The sequence below is a fragment of the Streptomyces californicus genome (assembly GCF_000717645.1).
Lineage (GTDB): Bacteria > Actinomycetota > Actinomycetes > Streptomycetales > Streptomycetaceae > Streptomyces > Streptomyces californicus.
This window is the reverse complement of record NZ_JNZZ01000003.1, coordinates 24,242-42,867: the sequence shown is the minus strand read 5'-3', so window position 1 is coordinate 42,867 and position 18,626 is coordinate 24,242. Positions and strand designations below refer to the sequence as shown.

General features: G+C 72.6%; 12 protein-coding genes and 2 pseudogenes. 5 read left to right on the top strand and 9 right to left on the bottom strand.

The features are described 5' to 3' along the window. Positions 1-75 precede the first annotated feature (75 nt). Together treS and IF19_RS0105140 are read right to left on the bottom strand one after the other, a co-directional pair. Positions 76-1,782, bottom strand: a complete 1,707-nt coding sequence (treS, locus tag IF19_RS0105145; RefSeq protein ID WP_030196906.1) for a maltose alpha-D-glucosyltransferase — start codon at positions 1,780-1,782, stop codon at positions 76-78. Beyond that, positions 1,779-3,797 carry an alpha-1,4-glucan--maltose-1-phosphate maltosyltransferase gene (locus IF19_RS0105140; RefSeq protein ID WP_030118698.1) on the bottom strand — a complete coding sequence of 673 codons (2,019 nt, stop codon included), beginning with the start codon at positions 3,795-3,797 and terminating at the stop codon, positions 1,779-1,781. Before IF19_RS0105140 ends, treS begins: the two co-directional genes overlap by 4 nt. Before the next feature lie 727 nt (positions 3,798-4,524). On the opposite strand from IF19_RS0105140, the gene glgP reads away from it, so the two are divergent. Next, complete coding sequence (gene glgP / locus IF19_RS0105135; protein ID WP_030276055.1) at positions 4,525-7,194, top strand: alpha-glucan family phosphorylase; 2,670 nt, start codon at positions 4,525-4,527, stop codon at positions 7,192-7,194. Between the two features lie 208 nt (positions 7,195-7,402). Here glgP and IF19_RS0105130 read toward each other — a convergent pair whose 3' ends face one another. Both IF19_RS0105130 and IF19_RS1000000137575 read right to left on the bottom strand, forming a co-directional pair. Next, a complete protein-coding gene (locus tag IF19_RS0105130; RefSeq protein ID WP_030276057.1) occupies positions 7,403-9,448 on the bottom strand; it encodes a M4 family metallopeptidase in 2,046 nt (681 codons plus the stop codon). Positions 9,449-9,938: 490 nt separating this feature from the next. Beyond that, entirely contained in the window at positions 9,939-10,082 is a 144-nt protein-coding gene (locus IF19_RS1000000137575) for a hypothetical protein (protein WP_156095450.1), read from the bottom strand. A gap of 100 nt (positions 10,083-10,182) precedes the next feature. Between IF19_RS1000000137575 and IF19_RS0105125 the strand changes: the two genes are divergently transcribed. Continuing rightward, positions 10,183-10,896, top strand: coding sequence for a nucleotidyltransferase domain-containing protein (locus tag IF19_RS0105125; RefSeq protein WP_030122057.1), 714 nt, complete (start codon positions 10,183-10,185; stop codon positions 10,894-10,896). 136 nt (positions 10,897-11,032) lie between these two features. Here IF19_RS0105125 and IF19_RS0105120 read toward each other — a convergent pair whose 3' ends face one another. Beyond that, the gene (locus IF19_RS0105120; protein WP_050490938.1) at positions 11,033-12,136 is read right to left on the bottom strand and encodes a calcium:cation antiporter; all 1,104 of its coding nucleotides are present in this window, start codon (positions 12,134-12,136) and stop codon (positions 11,033-11,035) included. A gap of 266 nt (positions 12,137-12,402) precedes the next feature. Between IF19_RS0105120 and IF19_RS1000000137370 the strand changes: the two genes are divergently transcribed. From IF19_RS1000000137370 to IF19_RS0105105, 3 genes and pseudogenes are all read left to right on the top strand, one after another. Then, positions 12,403-12,615: a hypothetical protein gene (locus IF19_RS1000000137370; protein WP_128647768.1), complete on the top strand. Its 213-nt coding sequence runs from the start codon at positions 12,403-12,405 to the stop codon at positions 12,613-12,615. Beyond that, positions 12,575-12,691 (top strand): annotated as a pseudogene (locus IF19_RS1000000138880) (cation transporter); the annotation flags it as partial. The gene IF19_RS1000000137370 and the pseudogene IF19_RS1000000138880, both read left to right, overlap by 41 nt. Positions 12,692-12,910: 219 nt before the next feature. Beyond that, a complete protein-coding gene (locus tag IF19_RS0105105; RefSeq protein ID WP_030118706.1) occupies positions 12,911-13,693 on the top strand; it encodes a sulfite exporter TauE/SafE family protein in 783 nt (260 codons plus the stop codon). A 16-nt stretch (positions 13,694-13,709) separates the two neighbouring features. Here IF19_RS0105105 and IF19_RS1000000138100 read toward each other — a convergent pair whose 3' ends face one another. The 4 genes and pseudogenes from IF19_RS1000000138100 to IF19_RS0105085 all read right to left on the bottom strand — a co-directional run bounded on the left by IF19_RS1000000138100 (position 13,710) and on the right by IF19_RS0105085 (position 18,406). Next, positions 13,710-14,054 (bottom strand): YnfA family protein, encoded by a 345-nt coding sequence (locus IF19_RS1000000138100; RefSeq protein ID WP_050493705.1) that lies wholly within the window; start codon positions 14,052-14,054, stop codon positions 13,710-13,712. A 138-nt stretch (positions 14,055-14,192) separates the two neighbouring features. Continuing rightward, positions 14,193-14,390 (bottom strand): annotated as a pseudogene (locus tag IF19_RS1000000138095) (MerR family transcriptional regulator); the annotation flags it as partial. A gap of 162 nt (positions 14,391-14,552) precedes the next feature. Further along, on the bottom strand, positions 14,553-16,433 hold the full coding sequence (locus IF19_RS0105090) for an ABC transporter ATP-binding protein (protein ID WP_030118709.1): 1,881 nt from the start codon (positions 16,431-16,433) through the stop codon (positions 14,553-14,555). Next, a complete protein-coding gene (locus IF19_RS0105085; protein WP_234313154.1) occupies positions 16,430-18,406 on the bottom strand; it encodes an ABC transporter ATP-binding protein in 1,977 nt (658 codons plus the stop codon). The genes IF19_RS0105090 and IF19_RS0105085 overlap by 4 nt, the downstream gene beginning before the upstream one ends. Between the last annotated feature and the right edge of the window lie 220 nt (positions 18,407-18,626).

The following is an 18,626-nucleotide window of genomic DNA, read 5'->3' as shown; positions in this document are numbered from 1 at the left end:
CGGCAGGCTCTTCGTTTCGCTCAGAGTGCCCCGTGCGGGACGGAGGAAACCGTCCCGCACGGGGCGGGGCGAACATCAGGCCGGCGGCGCGTCCTTGCGCAGCCGGAACCAGTAGAAGCCGTGTCCCGCAAGGGTCAGCAGGTACGGCAGCTGCCCGATCGCCGGGAAGCGCACCCCGCCGATCAGCTCCACCGGGTGGCGTCCGTCGAACGACCGCAGGTCCAGCTCGGTCGGCTGCGAGAACCGCGAGAAGTTGTGCACGCACAGGACGAGGTCGTCCTGGTACTCACGGGTGAACGCCAGCACCGCCGGGTTGGACGAGGGCAGTTCGGTGTACTCGCCGAGACCGAAGGCCGGGTTCTGCTTCCGGATCTCGATCATGCGGCGGGTCCAGTGCAGCAGCGAGGACGGCGACGCCATCGACGCCTCGACGTTGGTGACCTGGTAGCCGTAGACCGGGTCCATGATCGTGGGGAGGTAGAGCCGCCCCGGATCGCTGGAGGAGAACCCGGCGTTGCGGTCGGGCGTCCACTGCATCGGGGTGCGCACGGCGTCGCGGTCGCCCAGCCAGATGTTGTCGCCCATCCCGATCTCGTCCCCGTAGTAGAGGATCGGGGAGCCGGGCAGCGACAGCAGCAGCGCGGTGAACAGCTCGATCTGGTTGCGGTCGTTGTCCAGCAGCGGGGCGAGCCGGCGGCGGATGCCGATGTTGGCCCGCATCCGCGGGTCCTTGGCGTACTCCGCGTACATGTAGTCGCGCTCTTCGTCCGTGACCATTTCGAGCGTCAACTCGTCGTGGTTGCGCAGGAAGATGCCCCACTGGCAGTTCTTCGGGATCGCCGGGGTCTTCGCCAGGATCTCGGAGACCGGGTAGCGGCTCTCCCGGCGCACCGCCATGAAGATGCGCGGCATGACGGGGAAGTGGAACGCCATGTGGCACTCGTCGCCGCCGGATGCGTAGTCGCCGAAGTAGTCGACGACGTCCTCGGGCCACTGGTTGGCCTCGGCGAGGAGCACGGTGTCCGGGTAGTTGGCGTCGATCTCCTTGCGGACCCGCTTGAGGAAGTTGTGGGTCTCGGGGAGGTTCTCGCAGTTGGTGCCCTCGCGCTGGTAGAGGTAGGGCACCGCGTCGACCCGGAAGCCGTCGATGCCCAGGTCCAGCCAGAACCGCAGGGCCGCCAGGATCTCCTCCTGGACCGCCGGGTTCTCGTAGTTGAGGTCCGGCTGGTGGGAGAAGAAACGATGCCAGTAGTACTGCTTGCGCACCGGGTCGAACGTCCAGTTGGACGTCTCCGTGTCCACGAAGATGATCCGGGCGTCCTGGAACTGCTTGTCGTCGTCGGCCCAGACGTAGTAGTCGCCGTACGGCCCGTCGGGGTCCGTCCGGGACTGCTGGAACCACTCGTGCTGGTCGCTCGTGTGGTTCATGACGAAGTCGATGATGACCCGCATGCCGCGCTGGTGCGCGGCGTCGACGAACTCCACGAAGTCGGCGAGATCGCCGAACTCCGGCAGGACGGCGGTGTAGTCGGAGACGTCGTAGCCCCCGTCGCGCAGCGGCGACTTGAAGAACGGCGGCAGCCAGAGGCAGTCGACGCCGAGCCACTGGAGGTAGTCCAGTTTGGCGGTGATGCCCTTGAGGTCGCCGATTCCGTCGCCGTTGGAGTCCTGGAAGGACCGGACGAGGACCTCGTAGAAGACGGCGCGCTTGAACCAGTCGGGATCGCGGTCCTTGGCGGGTGTGTCCTCGAACGTGTCGGGGACGGGCTCATTGACGATCATGATGTGGGTGACCCTCCGGTCGGCGGGGACGGTCGCAGGACCGCGATGTGCGCAGGCGTGACGCCCGGCTCGAGGCGCACATAGAAGGACCTGCCCCAGTGGTAGGTGTCGCCGGTGAGCTCGTCGCGCACCGGTACGCGCTCGTGCCGGGAAAGGCCGAGCCGCTCCATGTCCAACGAGACCGTGGCCTCCTGGGTGTGGTGCGGGTCGAGGTTCACGACCACCAGAACGGTGTTCGGTCCGGAGCGCTTGCTGTAGACGATCAGCGCTTCGTTGTCGGCGTGGTGGAAGTGGACGTCGCGCAGCTGCCGCAGAGCGGGGTTGCGCCGGCGGATCCGGTTCAGCGAGGTGATCAGGGGGGTCAGCGTGCGCCCCTCGCGCTCGGCCGACTCCCAGTCCCTCGGGCGCAGTTCGTACTTCTCCGAGTTCAGGTACTCCTCGCTCCCCGGCTTGGCCGGAGTGTTCTCGCACAGCTCGAACCCCGCGTACACGCCCCACGAGGGGGACAGCGTCGCGGCCAGCACCGCCCGCGCCTCGAAGGCCGGGCGGCCGCCCTCCTGGAGGTAGCCGGGAAGGATGTCGGGGGTGTTCACGAAGAAGTTGGGCCGCATGAAGGAGGCGGTCTCCCCGGCCAGCTCCGTGACGTACTCCGTCAGCTCGTGGCGGGTGTTGCGCCAGGTGAAGTACGTGTACGACTGCTGGAAGCCGACCGCGCCGAGGGCCCGCATCATCGCCGGGCGGGTGAACGCCTCCGCCAGGAAGATGACGTCGGGGTCGGCGCCGTTGACCTCCTCGATGACCTTCTCCCAGAACACCACGGGCTTGGTGTGCGGGTTGTCGACCCGGAAGACGCGCACCCCGCGGTCCATCCAGAAGCGCAGGATCCGTACGGTCTCCGCGACCAGCCCGCGCATGTCCTTGTCGAAGGCGATCGGGTAGATGTCCTGGTACTTCTTCGGCGGGTTCTCGGCGTAGGCGATCGACCCGTCGAGGCGGTGGTGGAACCAGTCCGGGTGCTCCTTGACCCACGGGTGGTCCGGCGAGCACTGGAGCGCGAAGTCCAGCGCGACCTCCATGCGCAGGGTGCGCGCCACCGACACGAAGTGGTCGAAGTCCTCCAGCGTGCCCAGCTCCGGGTGGACCGCGTCGTGCCCGCCGTCCGCCGAACCGATCGCCCACGGCACCCCCGGATCGTGCTCCCCGGGCGTCAGGGTGTTGTTCGGCCCCTTGCGGTGGGTCGTCCCGATCGGATGGATCGGCGGCAGGTACACCACGTCGAACCCCATCGCGGCGACCGCGGGCAGCCGCTCGGCGGCCGTCCGGAACGTGCCGCTGACCAGCCGGGCCGGCGCGTCCGGCGACGTGTCCGCCGGGTCCACCGGCACCCGCTTCGCCCCCTCGGAGCGCGGGAACAGCTCGTACCAGGAGCCGAACAGCGCGCGCTCGCGCTCCACCCGGACAGCCAGCGGCTTGGCGCGGGTGACCAGTTCGCGCAGCGGGTACCGGGCGAGGACCGCCTCGGCGGCGGGCGTCAGCGCCGCAGCCAGCCGGGCCTCGGCCCCGTGGCCGGTGTCGCGCAGCGCGTCCACCGCCGCCAGCACCGCCTCGCGGCCGTGCTTCTTCGGCACGCCCGCGGCGGCCCGCTCCAGCAGCGCCGCGCCCTCCGCCAGCACCAGCTCCGTGTCGATGCCCGCCGGGATCTTGATGCCGGCGTGGTGGCGCCAGGTGGTGACCGGATCGCTCCACGCCTCCACCGTGTACGTCCAGCGGCCCTCGGCGTCCGGGGTGATGTCGGCACCCCACCGGTCCGTTCCCGGCGCCAGCTCGCGCATCGGGGTCCACGGGCCGACCCGCCCGCCCGGATCGCGCAGCACGACGTTGGCGGCCACCGCGTCATGCCCTTCGCGGAAGACGGTGGCGCTGACCTGGAAGGTCTCGCCGACGACGGCCTTCGCCGCCCGTCTGCCGCAGTCGACGAGAGGACGGACGTCCAGGACGGGGATACGACCGATCATGGAATCACCTGGGGGCTGGAGGAGCTCTGCGTGCACGGGGGACGGCACGCGGGCGGAGGACCGACCGCGTGTGCCGCGAAGACGGGGATCTGTCCTTTGTAACTGTTCAGCCGGGTGCTGACGGGCTGTGGGCATGGCCGCTCCTGTCCGCATTCACTCGAATGGCAGTCGAATGGGTGGGTCGCGGGGGTTTCGCGCATGTTTCGGGACGCGCGGAGAACGCGTGCGGGCCGGGTCGTGCCGCGTACCGGAGAAGCCTTCCCCGCGTACGCGGACGGGAAATCCGGCACCGTGTCAACTACTCGTTAGTAGATGCGAGTTCGGGATCCACCGCGCGTCCGGTGGGGTGGGAGCCCGAAGCGCCCCCACGGATTCCGGGTACCCGCTCTGCGGCGCCACACGGCAGCCTTCCCCGTGCCGATGTGGTCCACAAGGCTGCGTATGGGGGGTGAATCGGCCAAACCTCCAGGTGAGCGAAGTGATGGGAGTGAACGGGCGAGGCGGACGGGGCGGCAGGGAGAGGCGCCGCGGGGCGCCCGCGCGGGACCCCTACGCCGTCGTCGCGGGTGCGCGGGGGCGGCGCGCGGCGGGCCGGGACGGCCCCGGTGAGCCGTCCGCGCGCCGTGGCGGGCCGCCGCGGACGGCCGCTACCGTCAGGGGTGACGGAAGGGACGCACACCGTGGTGCGTCCCCTCGGATGCGCAAGTCCCCTGTAAAGGTGGAGTACGTGAAGGCCATTCGTCGATTCACCGTGCGTCCTGTCCTCCCCGAACCCCTCCGACCCCTCCACGACCTCGCGCGCAACCTGCGCTGGTCCTGGCACACCGAGACCCGCGAGCTCTTCCGGTCCGCCGACCCCGAGGCATGGCGGCCCGCCGACGCCGACCCCGTACGCCTGCTCGGCTCGCTGTCCGCCGGACGGCTCGCCGAACTGGCCGGGGACGCGGAGTACCTCGGCCGCCTCGCCGCGGCCTCCGCCGACCTCGCGGAGTACCTGGAAGGCCCCCGCTGGTACCAGGAGCAGCAGGCCGCCGGCGCCGAACTCCCCGCCGGAATCGCCTACTTCTCGCCCGAGTTCGGCGTCACCGCCGCACTGCCCCAGTACAGCGGGGGGCTCGGCATCCTGGCCGGCGACCACCTCAAGGCCGCCAGCGACCTCGGCGTCCCGCTCATCGGCGTCGGACTCCTCTACCGCCACGGCTACTTCCGCCAGACCCTCTCGCGCGACGGCTGGCAGCAGGAGCACTATCCCGTCCTCGACCCCAACGAACTCCCGCTCGACCTCGTCCGCGAGGCCGACGGGACACCGGCCCGCGTCGTCCTCGCCCTGCCGGGCGGGCGCTCGCTGCACGCCTGCGTCTGGCTGGCCCGGGTCGGCCGGGTGCCGCTCCTCCTCCTCGACTCCGACGTCGAGGAGAACGCCCCCGGCGAACGCGACGTCACCGACCGGCTGTACGGAGGCGGCAGCGACCACCGCCTGCTCCAGGAGATGCTGCTCGGCATCGGCGGCGTGCGGGCGGTCCGCACCTGGTGCCGGCTCACCGGCGCTCCCGAACCGGAGGTGTTCCACACCAACGAGGGCCACGCCGGCTTCCTCGGCCTGGAGCGCATCCGCGAACTGGTCGCCGAAGGGCTCGGCTTCGAGCCCGCGCTCGAAACCGTCCGGGCCGGGGCCGTCTTCACCACCCACACCCCGGTGCCCGCCGGGATAGACCGTTTCGACCGGGGGCTCGTCGCCCGCCACTTCGGCGACGACGGCGAACTTCCCGGCGTACCCGTCGAGAAGGTCCTCGCGCTCGGCACCGAGACCTACCCCGGCGGCCGGCCCGAGCTGTTCAACATGGCCGTGATGGGCCTCAGGCTCGCCCAGCGCGCCAACGGCGTCTCCACCCTCCACGGGGCGGTCAGCCGGGAGATGTTCTCCGGGCTCTGGGCGGGCTTCGACCCGGCGGAGGTCCCGATCACCTCCGTCACCAACGGCGTCCACGCCCCGACCTGGGTCGCCCCCGAGGTGTTCCGGCTCGGCGCGGGCCGGATCGGCGAGGACCGCGCCCACCAGGTGCTGGCCGGCGGGCCCGTGACCGGCGGGGAGGCCGAGCCCGGCGCCACGCCCCGCCGCTGGGACGCGGTGAGCGGCATCGCCGACCAGGAGATCTGGGACCTGCGCCGCGACCTGCGCGGCCAGCTGGTCACCGAGGTCCGCCGCCGCCTCTACGCCTCCTGGCGCAGGCGCGGCGCGGGCACCGCCGAACTGGGCTGGATCGACGGCGTCCTCGACCCCGACGTCCTCACCATCGGCTTCGCCCGGCGCGTCCCCTCCTACAAGCGGCTCACGCTGATGCTGCGCGACCGCGACCGGCTGCGGGAGCTGCTGCTGCACCCCACGCACCCGATCCAGATCGTCGTCGCGGGCAAGGCCCACCCCGCCGACGACGGCGGGAAGCGGCTGGTGCAGGAGCTGGTGCGGTTCGCGGACGACCCGCGCGTGCGCCACCGCATCGTCTTCCTCCCGGACTACGGCATGGGCATGGCGCAGAAGCTCTACCCGGGCTGCGACGTCTGGCTCAACAACCCGCTGCGCCCGCTGGAGGCGTGCGGCACGAGCGGGATGAAGGCGGCGCTCAACGGCTGCCTCAACCTGTCGGTGCGCGACGGCTGGTGGGACGAGTGGTTCGACCCGGACTTCGGCTGGGAGATCCCCACCGCCGACGGATCGGCCGTCGACGAGGACCGCCGGGACGAGCTGGAGTCGAACGCGCTGTACGCCCTGATCGAGGACCGGGTCGCCCCGCACTTCTACGACCGGGGCGCGGCGGGCCTGCCCGACCGCTGGATCGCGATGGTCCGCTCGACCCTGGTGAACCTGGGGCCGAAGGTGCTGGCGGGGCGGATGGTGCGCGAGTACGTGGAGCGGCTGTACGCCCCCGCCGCGCGGGCCCGCCGGGCCCTGGAGCCCGCCGCCGCACGGGACCTCGCCGCCTGGAAGGCCAAGGTCCACGCGGCCTGGCCGGGGGTCTCGGTCGACCACGTGGAGTCGGCGTCCGACACCGCCGAGTGCGGCTCGGCGGAGCTGGGGGCCACCCTGGCGCTGCGGGCCCGGATCGCGCTCGGCGGGCTCGACCCGGACGACGTGGAGGTTCAGGCGGTCGCGGGCCGGGTCGACTCCGGCGACGCCATCGCGGACGCCCAGGTCTTCCCGCTGAAGCCGGCGGGCGGCCAGGACCTGGAGGACCGCTGGCTCTTCGAGGGCCCGCTCGCGCTGGACCGTACGGGGCCGTACGGCTACACCGTGCGCGTCCTGCCCGCCCATCCGCGCCTCGCCACCAGCGCCGAACTCGGCCTGGTCGCCCTGCCGGCCGAGGCGGCGGGGGAGGGTGCGGGCGTACTGCTGCGCTGAACGCGCGCCCCGCGTGCGCCATGCGGGTCGGCGTACGCGGGGCGCGGCATGGCGAACGGCCCGGGAGGGGGTGGACTCCTCCCGGGCCGTTCCGTCGGTGCTTCCGCTCCATGCCCGCCGGGCCGCGTGGTCCGGTGGGCCGTTCCCCGTCCGGCCCGAGGGGCGGGCGGTTTCCCGCCGGAGCCCGGGGGCTCCGGCGGGGGCGGGATCAGAAGGTGAGCTTGAAGCTGTTGATCTTTCCGGTGTCCTGGCGTGCGACGTCCTGGACCTTCAGCTTCCAGACCCCGTTGGCCACCTCGGACGAGGCGTTGACCGTGTAGGTCGCCACCACGTTGTCCGCGGAGTCGCTGGAGGAGGAGTTCTTCAGCCGGTAGGCGGTGCCGTCCGGGGCCACCAGGTCGACGACCAGGTCACCGCGCCAGGTGTGGCTGATGTTGACGTCCACCTTGAGGGCGCTCGGCGCGTTGCCGGTGACGCCGGAGACGGTGACCGCGCTGGTGACGGCCGCACCGGCGTCCGGGATGTTCACGGCGGTGTTGTTCTCGAACACCTTGCCGCCCGGGTCCGGGTTGCCGCCGCCGGGGCGGGCGCCCACGTTGATGCCGGCCCAGGCGTGGGCCACGGCCGCGTACTCGGGGCTGGTCGCCCCGTACAGCTCACTGGCGACCGCGAGCGTGCCGGTGCGGGCGGCGGCGTAGTTGGTCGTCGAGGTGAACTTCGTGGTGAGCGCCTTGAACCAGATCTGCAGCGCCTTGTCCCGGCCGATGCCGGTCACCGGGAGCCCGTCGGAGGTCGGCGAGTCGTAGTTCACGCCGTTGACGGTCTTGGCGCCGCTGCCCTCGGAGAGCAGGTAGAACCAGTGGTTCGCCGGGCCCGAGGAGTAGTGGACGTCGACGTTGCCGATGCCCGAGTACCACGCGTCCTTGGACGAGCCGTCCTTCGAGGGCTTGTCCATGTAGCGCAGCGGGGTGCCGTTGCCGTTGATGTCGATCTTCTCGCCGACCAGGTAGTCGCCCGGGTCCTGGTTGGTGTTGGAGTAGAACTCCACGCCCGCCGCGAAGATGTCGGAGGTGGCCTCGTTGAGACCGCCGGACTCGCCGCTGTAGACGAGCTTGGCCGTGACCGAGGTCAGACCGTGCGTCATCTCGTGGGCGGCCACGTCCAGGGAGGTCAGCGGCTTGACGTTGCCGCTGCCGTCGCCGTACGTCATGCAGAAGCAGCTGTCCTGCCAGAACGCGTTGACGTAGTTGTTGCCGTAGTGGACGCGGGAGTACGCGCCGACGCCGTCACCGCGGATGCCGGTGCGGCCGTGCACGTTCTTGTAGTAGTCCCAGGTCTCGGCCGCGCCGTAGTGGGCGTCCGCGCCGGCCGTCTCGGCGTTCTGCGGCGTGCCGTCGCCCCAGATGTCGTCCGGGCCGGAGAACAGGGTGCCGGTGCCGGAGCTGCCCCGGTTCAGGTTGTACGTCTTGTGGTTGCCGCGCGTGGTGTCGGTCAGGCTGTACGAGGGCGCGGTGCCCAGGGTCACCTGGCCGTTGTACTGCGTGTTGCCCGTGCCGTTGTGGACGGCCTGCCACTCGAAGAGCTTCTCGCCCGAGGTGGCGTCGGTGACCACGTGCAGCTCGTTCGGGGTGCCGTCGTGCTGGAGCCCGCCGACCACGGTCTCGTACGCGAGCTGCGGGGAGCCGCTGCCCAGCCAGACCACCTTGCGCGGGGCGTTCTCCGCCTTCTTCGCCTTCGAACCCTCGGCCTTGGCCGCGCCGAGCGCCTGCTTCTCGGCGGCGGCCGGAGCCACGTCGGCGGTGAGGCCGACGGCCTTCAGCTGCGCGCTGGTCGCCTTCGACGCCTTGCTGACGCCCTCGGTCTTCCCGGCGGCGGACTCCTTGACCACGAGGTCGCCGCCGAGGACGGGGAGGCCGCCCAGGGTGCGCTCGTAGCGGGTGTGCGTGGTGCCGTCGCGATCCTGGACCACGTCGCGGACCACGAGCTTCTCGGTGGAGCCGAGGCCGAGCTCCTTGGCGGTGGCCGCCTTGGTGGCGTTCGCCTCGCTGAGCAGCTCCGCGCGCTGGGCGGGGGAGAGCTTGGCGGGCAGGGCGCCCGGGTCGGCCTTCGTGCCGGCGGTGATGCCGCCGAGCGGGGCCGAGGCGGGGGCGGAGGTGGCGGTCGCGGCGCCGGAGGGAACGGCGACGGCTATGAGGGCTGCTGCGGCGATCAGAGCGCCGGTCGCGGTGGCGCGACGGCTGGGCGTGGATCTCACGCGGACTCCTTCTGCGAGGGGGGTACCGGGCGGCCTGGACGGGCTGTCCGGACGGTGCAGGCGGTGCGCAGAACGGGGTGAAGAGTGTCAGCAGATGACCGCACCTGTCAGGAGCGCGTCAACAAGTTGGCCGGTTTTCGTTCGTTGCCGGAAAGGTCATGTTCGTTAAGCGGACGTTTCGCCGATCATTGCCGCAGTGTTACCGGGCGTTGTGGAGCCCGGTATTCACAGGGTGGTCACAGGTTTCGTGCGCGAAGGCCACCGCGGGGCCGCGACCCGGAAGGGGCGTGATGACCGCCTGCTGAGACGACGACGGGTTCTGGCCAGATTCACGCACCGGAATGCGCCGGTCCGTCAGGGGGCGGGGTGCTCACCGGAGTCGGGGCGGGGGCCCCGGGCCGCCCCGGACCGGGCGGCCCCGGGCCGTCGTCCCGTCCGCGTGTCCCGTCCGCGCGGTCGGCATACGGGCCGAAGAGGCGGCCCGCGCCCGTCAGTTCGGGAACCACCCGAACCGATCCCGCCGGGCGGACTCGTCCGCCGGTGGGCGCGTGGCGTCGTTGGTCAGGGAATCCGCCCACTCCCCGCTCCAGTCGCGCAGGAACGGCTCCCAGGTGAACGGCGTTTCATGCGGCATACGGCCGATGCTGCCACCCGCCACTGACAACGGCCCGCGACGGCCGGCCTCGGACGGGGCCCGTGGTCCACCGCCCGCGCGGCCACGGCAGAGTAGGGGCATGGATGTACGCGAGATCACCCGTGCCCTTGTCCTGGAGCGCCACCCCGACGCCCGCGCCGCCTTCCTCGGCGGCAGTGTCCTGACGGACCGGCGCACCGCCCGGTCCGACCTGGACGTCGTCGTCCTGCTCGGCGGGCCGCCCGCCCCGTACCGCGAGAGCCTGCGGTACGGGGGCTGGCCCGTGGAACTGTTCGTGCACACCGAGGACACCTGGCACGACTTCGTGACCCCGGAGATCGCGCAGCGGAACTCGGCCCTGCTCTGGATGTGCGCCGACGGGGCGCTGGTGCTCGACGCCGACGGGACCGGAGCGCGCCTCGCGGAGACGGCGAAGCGCCTCGCGACCGCGGGCCCGCCGCCGGTCACGGAGACGGCGCTCGAAGACGCCCGGTACGCGCTGACGGACCTGCTCGACGACGTCGCCGTCTGCGGGGACGCGGGGGAGCGGCTCTTCGTCGTCACCGACATCGCCCGGCGGACCGCCGAGCTGGCCCTGCTGACCCACGGCACGTGGCTCGGCGGTGGCAAGTGGCTGGCCCGGCGCCTCGAACCCGTCGCCCCCGCTCTGGCCGCCCGCCTGGACGAGGCGGCGCGGGCCGCGCTGACCGGCGCTCCGGAGAGCCTCGTCGCCGTGGCCACCGAGGTCCTGGACGCGGCGGGCGGCCCCGTCTGGGAGGGGTACCGCCGCAGCGGCCCGCGCCGGACGGCCTGAGGCCCGGCGCGGCCGGGAGCCCGCGCCCGTACGCGGTTCGGCGCGCCGGGCCGCCCCGGGAAGCGTCGAGGGGACGACCCCGTGGCGGGGTCGTCCCCTCAGGAGGCGGGGCCGTACGGCGGGAAGCGGGCGGGCGTCAGGGGCTGATCGCGAGGAAGACGAAGGACGCGAAGAGGGTCAGGTGCAGACCGCCCTGGAGCAGGGTGGCGCGGCCGGTGATGACCGTGAGGACGCTGACGACCACGGTGAGGGCCAGCATCACCATGTGCGTCGCGCCGAGGCCGAGCAGGAGCGGCCCGTCCATCCAGATCGACGCCACCGCGATGGCGGGGATGGTCAGACCGATGCTCGCGATGGCGGAGCCGTGCGCGAGGTTGAGGCTGATCTGGGTGCGGTCGCGGCGGGCGGACCGGGACGCGGCCAGGGTCTCGGGCAGCAGCACCAGCAGGGCGATGACCACACCGACGAAAGCCTGCGGCAGGCCCGCGGCGTCGACGCCGGACTCGATGAGGGGCGAGAGGCCCTTGGTGTTGCCGACCACCGCGACGAGCGCGACGAGCAGCAGGCCGAGGCTGAGGAAGGTCTCGCGGTTGCTCGGCGGGTGGGCGTGGTCCTCCTCGTCGAGCACCTCGCCGTCCCGGGTGACGGGCAGGAAGTACTCGCGGTGTCTGATCGTCTGCATGGCGACGAACAGCAGATACACCGCCAGGGAGACGACGGCCGCGAAGGCGAGTTGCGCGCCGGTGAACTCCGGGCCCGAGGCACCGGTGGTGAAGGTCGGCAGGACCAGGCTGAGCGTGGCGAGCGTCGCCACGGTCGCCACGGCGGCGACGGTCCCCTCTGTACTGAAGGGCGCGATACCGCCCTTCCAGGCGCCGACGAACAGCGAGAGGCCCACGATCCCGTTGCAGGTGATCATCACGGCGGCGAAGACGGTGTCGCGGGCGAGCGAGGACGTCTTGGCCCCGCCGTCGGCCATCAAGGTGACGATCAGGGCGACTTCGATGACGGTCACGGCGACGGCGAGCACCAGGGAGCCGAAGGGCTCGCCGACCCGGTGCGCGACCACTTCCGCGTGGTGCACGGCGGAGAGCACGGCGCCCGCGAGGCAGAACCCGACGAGCGCCACCACCACCCCGGGTACCTCCCGCCCCCAGGTGAAGGCGAGGACCACCAGGGCGAGCAGGGGGACCGCCGTGGTGCCTATTTTGGTGAGGGGGCCGGGTTTCGTCGTAGCCATGCCCCCCACGCTCTCAGCACCGAGCGCAAATTCCGAGCAAAATCATGCGGCCGGGCGGAATCGTGATCGTTCCCACACCGCCGGATCAGGCGTATCCTTCGCCCCCGCCGTCTCCGGCCGTCGGTCGGTCGGTCGGCCGTCGGCCGCAGGCGACGAGGACGGCGGAGGCGGCCGACCGCCGACAACATGCCGCCGCCGACCGCCTGGCGTACGCCACCGGCCGTATGCCCACCGCCGACGACCGTGGCTGTAGGTTCCGCGATTCCGTGAGCACTCGTACCTGGAAGGTGGTGTGGTTCCGCGTGCCCGACGGGCACCGCACCCGCTACGAGTTCGCAGACGAGCGTCTGGGCCACGCCCTGGAGCACCTCCTGGCCGCCGTGGTCGCGGTCGAGTCGGACCAGACCTGCCCGGACGCCGCCGCGAAGACTGCTGCTGATGACCGCGATATCCCCCGGGCCGTCTCCGGCCCGCCCTGACGCGCTCGCCCGCCGCATACGGCCGCTGGTCGCCGCGACCATCGTCTACAACGTCATCGAGGCGATCGCCGCCATCGCGGTCGAGGAAGGCCGCGACGCCTGGCAGGGCAAGGGCTGCTGCGCCCCCGCGGCCCACACCGCGGCTCCCGCCGGGACCGCCGCAGCCGGGGCGGACGCGTGCGGCTGGAAGCCGGGCCGCACCTGCTGCTCGTGAACATCTGCTTGCCACCGCGCCCGCCCGGCTCCTGCTTCGCCGATACTGGCCGGGCGATCTAGGAACGGCGGGGGGGCAAGGGTGGAGTGGACGATCTGGGCCGGCTTCGCGGCCGGCCTGCTGATCTCGACGGTGACCTCCCCGGTCGGGGTGTCCGGGGCGGTCTTCCTCCTGCCGGTCCAGCTCAGCGTCCTCGGTGTACCGAGTCCGGCGGTCACGCCGACGAACCTGCTGTTCAATGTGGTGGCCGGGCCAGGGGCGCTGTGGCGCTACCGCCGCGACGGCGCTCTGCGCGGCCCGCTGGCCCGGCGCCTCGTCGTCTGGACGCTGCCCGGCGTGCTGATCGGTGCCGCCGTCCGCGTCTTCGCCCTCCCCGGCCCCGGTGTCTTCCGCCTTCTGGTCGCGGCCTTCCTGCTGCCGCTCGGCATCTGGCTGTGCCTGCGGACCCTGCGCCCCGCCCGGCGCCCGCCGGACGCGACGGAGCCGTCGGCGCGCGTGCTCGCCGCCTCGGCCCTGATGGTCGGGGTGGTCAGCGGGATCTACGGGATCGGCGGCGGCTCCCTGCTCGGGCCCATTCTGGCCGCGCGCGGCCTGCCCATGGCCCGCATCGCCCCGGCCACCCTCGCCGCGACGTTCACCACGTCCGTCGCCGGGGCCGCCGCGTACGCCGCGCTGGCCCTGGCGAGCCCGGGGCCGGTCGCGCCCGACTGGGCGCTGGGCCTGGCCTGCGGTGCGGGCGGGCTGATCGGCGGCTACCTTGGCGCACGCCTTCAGCCCCATCTGCCCGAGACCGCGCTCCGCCTCCTGCTCGGCGCCCTCGCCACCGCCCTCGGCGCGGCGTACGCCCTGCAGGCGCTGGCCTGATCCCGCGGCGGCCGGCTCAGTTGCCGCGCGGTGCGCACATGATGACCGCCATCCCGGCGAGGCAGACCAGCGCGCCGATGACGTCGAAGCGGTCGGGCCGGTAGCCGTCGGCGACCGCGCCCCAGGCGATCGACCCGGCGACGAAGATCCCGCCGTACGCGGCGAGGATCCGGCCGACGTCGTCGTCGGACCGGAAGGTGGCCACGACCCCGTACAGGCCGAGCGCGATGACGCCGGCGCCGATCCAGATCCAGCCCTTGTGCTCACGGATGCCCTGCCAGACCGGCCAGGCGCCCCCGATCTCGAACAGCGCGGCGAGGAAGCCGCACTCGGGATCGCACGGGCTCGCGCGATCGGGCAGCGCATCCAGCTCCAAGGCCGTATACAGGGAAGCAGCGAACGCGGCCGGCTCGGCGGCGCGGGCCTCGGCCAGGCGGGCAGCGAGCCGCGGCCGCAAGCCGGCCTTCACGTCCCGGCAGGCGCCCGATTCCCGCACCCCGAGCAGCTCACCGATCTCCTCCAGGGGCAGCCCGAGGTGCTTGGCCGCGCCGATGAACGCCAGCCGCTCGACCGCGGCCTCGCCGTACAGCCTGTAGCCGGCCGGGGTCCGGTCGGCGGGCAGGAGTCCGGCGCCCTCGGAGGAGCGCAGGGTGGTGGCCGCCCCGCCGGAGCGCTCGGCGAGCCGGGAGATCCTCATCGTGCTCACACCGTCGACGTAGACCTTCGACCCGGGTCGAAGGTCAAGCCGGTTCGTCCACCGAGCGTGACCGCTGCCCATGAGCACGCGGGAATGCTCGATCGGTGCTCATGATCACGCGAGGACGCTCACGGAATCTCGGAACCTCCACGTGGCGCCCCCTCAGCTCAGGCTCTCCCTCCACGTCCGGTGCAGCCCGGCGAACCGGCCCGTCCCGGCGATCAGCTCGGCGGGCGTGCCGTCCTCCACGATCCGGCCGTGCTCCATCACCAGCACCCGGTCCGCGATCTCCACCGTGGAGAGCCGGTGGGCGATCACCACCGCCGTGCGGCCGTGCAGCACCGTGTCCATCGCCCGCTGCACCGCCCGCTCGCCCGGGATGTCCAGGGAGCTGGTCGCCTCGTCCAGGATCAGCACCGCCGGGTCCGCCAGCAGCGCGCGGGCGAACGCCACCAACTGGCGCTGGCCCGCCGAGATCCGGCCGCCGCGCTTGCGCACGTCGGTGTCGTAGCCGTCCGGCAGGGCCGCGATGAAGTCGTGCGCGCCGATCGCCTTCGCCGCCTGCTCGATCTCCTCACGGGTGGCGTCCGGGCGGCCGATCGCGATGTTCTCCGCGACCGTCCCGGAGAACAGGAACGCCTCCTGCGTCACCATCACCACGCCCCGGCGCAGCTCCGCCGTGTCCAGGTCGCGCAGGTCCGTGCCGTCCAGCAGGACCCGGCCCTCGGTCGGGTCGTAGAACCGGGCCAGCAGCTTCGCCAGCGTGGACTTGCCCGCGCCCGTCGAGCCGACCACCGCGACCGTACGGCCCGCCGGGATGCGCAGGTCGAACGCGGGCAGCACCTCGCCGCCCGTGCGGTAGGCGAACCGCACCCCGTCGAAGACGACCTCCCGGCCCGGCAGGTCGCCGGAGCGCGGCGGCAGCTCCTTCGGGTGGTCGGTCTCCGGAACGTTCGGCGTCTGGGCCAGCAGCCCGGCGATCTTCGTCAGCGAGGCCGCCGCCGACTCGTAGGAGTTGAGGAACATCCCGAGCCGGTCGATCGGGTCGTACAGCCGCCTGATGTACAGCACCGCCGCCGCCAGCACACCGAGCGCCAGCGTGCCGTCCGCCACCCGCCAGGCGCCCCACAGCACCATGCCGGCCACCGCCGTGTTCGCGATCAGGCGGGAGCCGATGACGTAGCGGGCCATCTCCAGGATGGCGTCGCCGTTGGCCCGCTCGTGGCGGGTGTTCAGCACGGTGAACGCCGCGTCGTTACTCCGTTCCCGGCGGAACGCCTGGACCGGGCGGATGCCGTTCATCGTCTCGGCGAACTTCACGATGACCGCCGCGATCGCCGTGGACCGCGCCGCGAACGCGATGGAGGCCCGCCGCCGGTACAGCCGCACCATCAGGTACAGCGGTACGAAGGAGAGCGTCGCGATCGCGCCGATCCCCAGGTCCAGCCAGAGCAGCACCAGGGCGATCGACACGAACGAGAGGACCACGCCGATCAGTTCCTGGAGCCCCTCGTTCAGCAGCTCCCGCAGCGACTCCACGTCCGTCGTGGAGCGCGAGATCAGCCGGCCCGAGGTGTAGCGCTCGTGGAAGTCGACGCTGAGCGCCTGGGCATGCCGGAAGATCCGGCCGCGCAGGTCGAGCAGCACGTCCTGGTTGATCCGGGCGGCGGCCCGGATGAACGCGTACTGGAGGGCTCCCGCGCCCACGGAGCAGAGCGCGTAACCGACCGCGACCGCGATCAGCGGCCCGTAGTCGTGGTCCCGGAACGCCGGGACCCCGCGGTCGATCGCGTACGCCACCAGCAGCGGGCCCGCCTGCATCGCGGCCTGCTGCACCACCAGGAGCAGCGCCGTCACCGCGACCCGGCCGCGCATCGGGGCCAGCAGCGAGAACAGCAGCGCCAGGGTGGCTCCGGGCGGGGCGGGCAGCTCGTCCCGGTCGAACGGGTCGTCCGCGGCCCGCGGTTCGGGCGCGGGCGGGTTCTCGCGCAGCGGGCCGTCGCCGGCGGCCGGGAGCGAGGCGTCGTCGGTGGTCGTGGTCATCGGGCGCTGCCTTCCTCGGCGGGAACCTGCTGCGGTACGTCCTCGGCGCGAACCCGCCGTACGGCGTTCCGCCCGTCCTCGTCGTCGCCCTCGCCGGGTCGCCGGGCGGTGAGCCCCTCGTCCTCGTCGGCGCGGTGACGCGACCGGCCGGTGGCCCCCGCGTCCGCCCGCGCCCCTTCCGTACGCCGCGGGCCGCCGTCTCCGTCCTCGCCCCCGGCGCCCGACATCAGCCAGGCGTACTCGGCGCTGTCCCGCAGCAGTTCCTGATGGGTGCCGACCGCGGCGATCCGGCCGCCGGACAGCAGCGCCACCCGGTCCGCCAGCATCACCGTGGAGGGGCGGTGCGCCACGACCACCGCCGTCGTCCTCGCCAGGACCTGCCGCAGCGCGGCCTCCACCAGCGTCTCCGTGTGCACGTCCAGCGCGGACAGCGGATCGTCCAGCACCAGGAAGCGCGGCTCGCCGACCACCGCGCGGGCCAGCGCCAGGCGCTGGCGCTGGCCGCCCGACAGGCTCAGCCCCTGCTCGCCGACCTCGGTCTCCAGCCCCTGCGGCAGATCGTGCACGAAGTCGGCCTGGGCCACCGACAGGGCCCGGCGTACCTGGCCCTCGTCCGCGTCGGCCGCGCCCATCGTCACGTTGGCCCCGACCGTCGCGGAGAACAGCGTGGGCTCCTCGAACGCCACGGACACCAGCTCCCGCAGCCGGGACCGCTCCATCGTGGCGATGTCCTCGCCGTCCAGCGTGATCCGCCCGCCGGTCACCTCGTGCAGCCGGGGCACCAGCGCGGTCAGCGTCGTCTTGCCCGATCCCGTGCCCCCGACGAGGGCCAGCGTCTCGCCGGGCCGGATGTGCAGGTCGATCCCGGCCAGGACCGGCGGGGTGTCCGGCTCGGCGTCCGGGTAGCGGAACTCGACGCCCTCGAACACCATCCCGGCGGCGGTGGCCGGCGCGTCCTCGCGCCCCGTCACGGCGCCGGGTTCCTCCGCCACGTCCATGACCTCGAAGAACCGGTCGGTGGCGGTCGCGGACTCCTGGCTCATCGCCAGCAGGAAGCCGATCGACTCCACCGGCCAGCGCAGCGCCAGCGCGGTCGAGAGGAACGCCACCAGAGTGCCCGCCGACAGCGAGCCGTCCGCGACCTGGATCGTGCCGAGGACCAGAGCGGCGCCGATCGCCAGCTCCGGGATGGAGGTGATCAGCCCCCAGATCCCGGCGAGCAGCCGCGCCTTGCCCAGCTCCGTGGTGCGCAGCCGGCCGGAGAGCGCCCGGAACGCCCGCGCCTGGCTGCGGTGGCGGCCGAAGCCCTTGACGATACGGATGCCGAGCACGCTCTCCTCGACGACCGTCGTCAGATCGCCGACCTGGTCCTGGGCCCGCCGAGCGACGACCGAGTACTTCGTCTCGAACAGCGAGCACAGGATCATCAGCGGCACGGCGGGGGCCAGCAGGACCAGGCCGAGCGTCCAGTCCTGGGCGAACAGGAGGACGAACCCGACGAGGATCGTCGTCGCGTTGACGACCAGGAACGTCAGCGGGAACGCCAGGAACATCCGCAGCAGCATCAGGTCCGTCGTCCCGCGCGACAGCAACTGGCCCGAGGCCCACCGGTCGTGGAACGCGACGGGCAGCCGCTGGAGGTGGCGGTAGAGGTCCGCCCGCATCGACGCCTCGACCCCGGCCAGCGGCCGGGCCACCAGCCACCGCCGGAACCCGAACAGCAGGGCCTCCGCGATGCCGAGGAGCAGCAGGTACAGCGCGCCGAGCCAGACCCCGCCCGGGTCGCGGTCGGCCACGGGGCCGTCCACCATCCACTTCAGGACCAGCGGTATCACCAGGCTCAGACAGGACGCCAGGATCGCCACGAAGGCGGCCGTGAACAGGCGCACCCGCACGGGTCGGACATAGGGCCACAGGCGCAGGAGGGAGCGCACGGCGGACCGGTCCGTGCGCTCTGCAGGCTTTTCGGGCATCAGGGCCGACCTTACGTTTCACCACTGACATCGGTCCTGCCAATTTCGGCCGGACCTCACCGCCGGGACCGGCCGCTCCGCCGTCGGCCCCCGCCGGCGGACCCGCTCCCTCCGCCGCCGGGACCGGCCGGGCCGTCCTTTCCGCCCCTCCGGACCGCCCGGCCCCGAGAGCCCCCGGTCCCGCCCCGCCCGGTCGTACCCGTCGCCCCCGACGTCGTAC